This window comes from Mesorhizobium sp. M7A.F.Ca.CA.002.05.1.1 (assembly GCF_003998335.1).
Taxonomy (GTDB): Bacteria; Pseudomonadota; Alphaproteobacteria; order Rhizobiales; family Rhizobiaceae; genus Mesorhizobium.
The window spans coordinates 1-4,882 of sequence record NZ_RZQI01000438.1; the positions used below are offsets into that span (position 1 = coordinate 1).

Annotated in this window: 7 protein-coding genes; 2 read left to right on the top strand and 5 right to left on the bottom strand. The window is 62.7% G+C overall.

What is annotated here, in order from left to right:
* Together EN939_RS20895 and EN939_RS39175 are read left to right on the top strand one after the other, a co-directional pair.
* Window positions 1-439 (top strand): inositol monophosphatase family protein (locus tag EN939_RS20895; protein WP_335930796.1); only part of this gene is annotated, 439 nt, incomplete at its 5' end.
* Window positions 440-674: 235 nt separating this feature from the next.
* Entirely contained in the window at window positions 675-908 is a 234-nt protein-coding gene (locus tag EN939_RS39175; RefSeq protein ID WP_236382783.1) for a hypothetical protein, read from the top strand.
* Here EN939_RS39175 and EN939_RS20905 read toward each other — a convergent pair.
* The 5 genes from EN939_RS20905 to EN939_RS20925 all read right to left on the bottom strand — a co-directional run.
* A complete protein-coding gene (locus tag EN939_RS20905) occupies window positions 905-2,173 on the bottom strand; it encodes a multidrug effflux MFS transporter (RefSeq protein ID WP_127269497.1) in 1,269 nt (422 codons plus the stop codon). The two genes, EN939_RS39175 and EN939_RS20905, sit on opposite strands and share 4 nt — an antisense overlap.
* A gap of 164 nt (window positions 2,174-2,337) precedes the next feature.
* The gene (gene grxD, locus EN939_RS20910) at window positions 2,338-2,673 is read right to left on the bottom strand and encodes a Grx4 family monothiol glutaredoxin (protein WP_006332883.1); all 336 of its coding nucleotides are present in this window, start codon (window positions 2,671-2,673) and stop codon (window positions 2,338-2,340) included.
* A gap of 141 nt (window positions 2,674-2,814) precedes the next feature.
* Entirely contained in the window at window positions 2,815-3,048 is a 234-nt protein-coding gene (locus EN939_RS20915) for a BolA/IbaG family iron-sulfur metabolism protein (RefSeq protein ID WP_010909092.1), read from the bottom strand.
* 133 nt (window positions 3,049-3,181) lie between these two features.
* On the bottom strand, window positions 3,182-3,703 hold the full coding sequence (locus EN939_RS20920; RefSeq protein WP_127269498.1) for a hypothetical protein: 522 nt from the start codon (window positions 3,701-3,703) through the stop codon (window positions 3,182-3,184).
* 45 nt (window positions 3,704-3,748) lie between these two features.
* A partial coding sequence (locus EN939_RS20925) for an AIR synthase related protein (protein ID WP_245473128.1) occupies window positions 3,749-4,882 on the bottom strand: 1,134 nt, incomplete at its 5' end.

The window sequence follows — 4,882 nt, forward strand, 5'->3', positions numbered from 1 at the left end:
CGTCGGCAAGGACTGGCTGATTGGCGCCAGGGGCGCCGGCAGCCATATCCGGCATGCGCATGGCAGCCTGGAGAAGGTGCATGACGCGGCACCCGCGCCGATCTCGGAAATGACCGGCTCGGTCTCCTGGCAATATATGCCCGAACCGGAGCGGTCGCGGCTGGCGCGCAACCAGACGAAGATCCTGTCGCAATTCGCCTATCGCTGCGCCGCGCACGAATACCGCCTGCTGGCGAGCGGCCATGCCCACTTCGTGGTCTACAACAAGCTGATGCCGTGGGATCATCTGGCCGGCGTGCTGATCCATGCCGAGGCCGGCGGCCATGCCGCGCGCTTCGACGGCAGCACCTATCTGCCCTCGCATCTCGGCGGCGGCCTGCTTGTCGCGCCAGACCAGGAAAGCTGGCACGAATTGCGTCGCGAGCTTTGGGCGCAATAGGAACGATTCCTGCGTTAGCCGAAGGAGCGGTGCAATTTCACGCAAATCCGGAGGCTCTCGAATGAAACCCCGGTTCGCATTTGTCGCCGCGGCTCTTGCCGCCGCTCTGTCTACCAGTTCCCAGGAAGCAAGATCGCAGGAGCGCAGTTGTCGCAGTTCCGATCCTGTCGATACGATAAGGGAGATGTCGGACGCTATCTATGCCTGCTGGAAACCGCCACCCGGAACCGCGGGCATGTCCCTGACCCTGCGGTTCTCGCTTCGCCGCAACGGCACACTGATCGGCAAGCCTCGCGCCACATATGCCGATCTGGGAACCGATGCCCAGCGCAGCCGTGCCTTCGTGGCATCCATTCTCAGGGCACTCGATGATGCTCTGCCATTGCCCTTTTCGGACAGCATGGGTGAAGCAATCGCGGGGCGTATGCTCGCCCCTCGGTTCACGGCAGCCCTTGAGGGTGCATCCTAATGCAAGTCGGTGATGTGCCCTGAAACGGGCGCGTTCTGCGGCTGGAACATCTTGCCGCGCTCGGCGATGAAGATCATCAGCAGCGCCGCGATCGACACGCTGCAGAAGCCGGCGGCCAGCGGCGTCACCGTGCCATTGAAGGCCTGGCCGATCAGCGTGCCGAGAATGCCGCCGAGAAACGTCTGCATGAAACCGAGGATCGACGACGCCGTGCCGGCCAGTTGCCCGAGCGGCTCCATGGCCAGCGCGTTGAAGTTCGCGCCCAGCGCACCGAACGGAAGCATGGCGCAGGCAAAGAAGGTGATGAACAGCCAGAGCGGCATCTTCATTTCCAGCGAAACGATCAGCCAGGCAAGGCTGATGACCAGGAACAGCAGCAGCGCGCTCTGCGACAGGCGGCGCATGCCGATGCGGCCGACAAGGCGCGAATTCAGAAAGTTGGAGAAGGCGAGCACGCCCGCGACGCCTGCGAAGATGACCGGGAACATCTCGCCGACATGGAAGATGTCGACATAGATCTGCTGCGCCGAAGCGATGAAGCCGAACATGGCGCCGAAGATGAAGGTGCTGGCGAAGGCATAGCAGATCGCAATGCGGTTGGTGAGCACGATGCGAAACCCGCCGACAATGGAGTTGAGTGTCAACGGCCGGCGATGTTCGGGATGCAGCGTTTCAGGAAGGCGCAGCAGCGACCAGGCCGAGACGAGGAGCGCACCGACGGCCATGGTGACGAAGATCCAATGCCAGGTCGCAAACAGCATGATGAACTGGCCGATGCCGGGAGCAATGACCGGTATCGCCATGAACACCATGAAGATCAGCGACATCACCTCGGCCATGCGCCGGCCGTCGAACGTATCGCGCACGATCGATACGGCGATGACGCGGGTGGCGGCCGCACCAATGCCTTGCACGGCCCGGCACAGCAGAAGTGTCTCAAAGCTTGGCGCAATGGCGGCAGCCGCGGCCGCGGCGACATAGATCACCAGCCCGGCGACCAGTGGTGCGCGACGCCCGAAGCGATCCGAGATCGGCCCGAAGAACAACTGTCCGCCGCCGAAGCCCAGAATGTAGGCCGTTATGACGTACTGCCGGTGGTTTTCATTTTCGACGCCGAGCGTGGCGCCGATCTGCTGCAGCGCCGGCAGCATGATGTCGATGGCCAGCGAGTTCAGCGCCATCAGCGCCGCGCACAGGGCGATGAACTCCCAGCGCGGAATGGGCAGTTTGCTTGCCGATTGCGGCGCTGGTTTTGGCTGGTCCACGGCAAGTCCGATCTTTCAAACGAAAATGCGCCGGCGGGCCGGCGCATTGGCTCGTCCTGGTCCTGGGTTCAGGACATGAAAATTGCCGAGGTGGGGCTGCCCCGGGTGCCTGGTGCTCGATGCCCAAAATCAACGTCGATTTTCGGGCATGCACAAAACAGAAATCAGGCGGCGCCTTTGACGCTGACGCCCTTCTCGACGAGGAATGTCTGCAACTCACCGGCCTGGAACATCTCGCGGATGATATCGCAGCCGCCGACGAATTCGCCCTTGACGTAGAGCTGCGGGATCGTCGGCCAGTTGGAGTATTCCTTGATGCCCTGGCGCAGTTCGGCCGAGTCCAGGACGTTCACGCCTTTGTAGTCGGCGCCGATATAGTCGAGGATCTGGACAACCTGGCCGGAAAATCCGCATTGCGGGAAACCGGGCGTGCCCTTCATGAAAAGGACGACGTCGTTGCCCTTCACTTCATTGTCGATGTAGTCGTTGATACCGCTCATGAAATATCCTTTCCCGCCTGTGGGAGTCAGGCTCGAAACATATCCCTTCAAATAAACCCAACGATTGCTCGAAACAAGACGTTAGCCGTGCCGTGGCTGAAATGGCGCAAAGGATGAGCCGTGTTGGGCCAAGCGCTAAGGTCAGTCGGGAACGCTGGTCTGCAAGGCGAGTGCGTGCAGCACGCCGCCCATATTCCCTTTCAGCGCGTCATAGACCATCTGGTGCTGCTGCACGCGGCTTTTCCCCCGAAAGCTCTCGGCCACCACCTCGGCCGCATAATGGTCGCCGTCGCCGGCGAGATCGCGGATCGTCACCTTGGCGTCCGGAATGCCGTCCTTGATCAGTTTTTCGATGTCGTGGGCATCCATTGCCATGGCAAAATCCTGTTTCGAGCGGCCGGTGTCAGGCCATAAGATGAGAGTCGGGCGAGCCTAAAGCCTTTCCGGTCCGGATTGAAGCCGTTCTGTCCCACCAACGGCAAGACGGCCCGACGGCTTCAGAGAAAGACTAGGCCGGTGGGCTTGCTTCATCCTCGGCAACGTCGTCGCGTGTCGAGAAAGCACGGCCAAGGCTAAAGGCCAGCACATAGAGCGGCGCGTTGAGCACAAGGCCGACAATGGGGAGATAGCTCGTCATTTGCCAAGCCGGTGAGAAGAACCCTTGGCCATAACCGTCGCAGATGAGCGACGAGCCGTACTCCCACAACGCGCCTACGACCACCGCGCTGGCAAAAAGCTTGATGCAGGTGACGATATGCCTTGCCCGTGCCGGATCCGGCGCCAGGCGGTCCCACAGAACCAGGCAGATGATCGGGACCGCGTAGATGAGATTCTGCGCGATGAGCATGGGGATGGCGCCATTGGCCGCGGCAAGGAACTCCGCGCGCGTTTCCAGCCGCATGCACACCTCGCTCGAGGTTGTCGACAGCAGGAAAAAGACGAACGGTCCCAGGAACCAGAAGAAGAACAACGACGGCCAGAAGACGACTGCAATCAGCGCCCGACCAGCCAGTTTCCTGTGATTGATCATGAGTTTCCCGAAAAACCGTTCCCACTTTTCGGGATCATGCTCTCGTCAACTGGCCTGGTCCATGAAGCGGGGGAACCAGCCTTCGTGCGCCGCGGAGAGTTCGCTGACCGGGATTGCCCTGGCGTCGCCAAGCTTCAGCGCGCTGCCCCCGGTCGAGCCGATCCACGGCGCGAAGATGCCGAGTTCGCCCTGCTGCTTGCGAATGGCGTCCCATTCGTCACCATGCGGATCGATCGACAGCGTCAGGAGATAACGGCCCTGGTCCTCGCCGAACCAGACCGGGATCGGGTCGGTGCCGACAAGACCGGGAACGGCGGCGCCGATTCCGGACGCCATCGCCATCTCGGCAAGTGCAACGGCGACACCGCCATCGGAAACGTCGTGCGCCGCCGTGACGATGCCGGATGCGATGAGCGCGCGCACATGGTCACCGACGCGCTTCTCATGCTCGAGGTCGACCGGCGGCGGCGGGCCATCCGTGCGGCCGTGTACGTCACGCATATAGACCGATTGCCCGAGATGCGTTCCCCAGGACGCGGGTGCGCCGACCAGCAAGATCATCTGGCCCTCGGCCGCAAAGCCGGTCCGCACCATCTTCGACCAGTCGGCGATCAGCCCGACGCCGCCGATGGTCGGGGTTGGCAGGATGCCCTGGCCGTTGGTCTCGTTGTAGAGCGAGACATTGCCGGAGACGATCGGGAAGCCGAGCGCGCGGCAGGCGTCGCCGATGCCCTTCACCGCGCCGACCAACTGGCCCATGATCTCGGGCCGTTCCGGGTTGCCGAAATTGAGGTTGTCGGTGGCGGCCAGCGGCAGAGCGCCGGTGGCGGTCAAATTGCGCCAGCATTCGGCCACCGCCTGCTTGCCGCCCTCATAAGGGTCGGCCTCGCAATAGCGCGGCGTCACGTCGGAGGAGAAGGCGAGCGCCTTGGTCGCATGGCCTTCGACCCGGACCACGCCGGCATCGCCGCCTGGAAGCTGCAGCGAATTGCCCTGGATCAACGTGTCATACTGCTCCCAGACCCAGCGGCGCGAAGACAGGTCGGGCCCGCCGAGCAGCTTCAGCAGCGCGTCGGCAACGTCGGCTTGCGGAATGTCATTGGCGGCCAGCGGCGCCGGCTTTTTCGGCTCGACCCACGGCCGGTCATATTCCGGAGCCTTGTCGCCGAGATCCTTGAT

Bases quoted from the DNA above. Each gene is read 5' to 3' on its own strand.
- EN939_RS39175 (WP_236382783.1), top strand. From the start codon at position 675: ATGTCCCTGACCCTGCGGTTCTCGCTTCGCCGCAACGGCACACTGATC.
- EN939_RS20920 (WP_127269498.1), bottom strand. From the start codon at position 3,703: ATGATCAATCACAGGAAACTGGCTGGTCGGGCGCTGATTGCAGTCGTC.
- grxD (WP_006332883.1), bottom strand. From the start codon at position 2,673: ATGAGCGGTATCAACGACTACATCGACAATGAAGTGAAGGGCAACGAC.
- EN939_RS20915 (WP_010909092.1), bottom strand. From the start codon at position 3,048: ATGGCAATGGATGCCCACGACATCGAAAAACTGATCAAGGACGGCATT.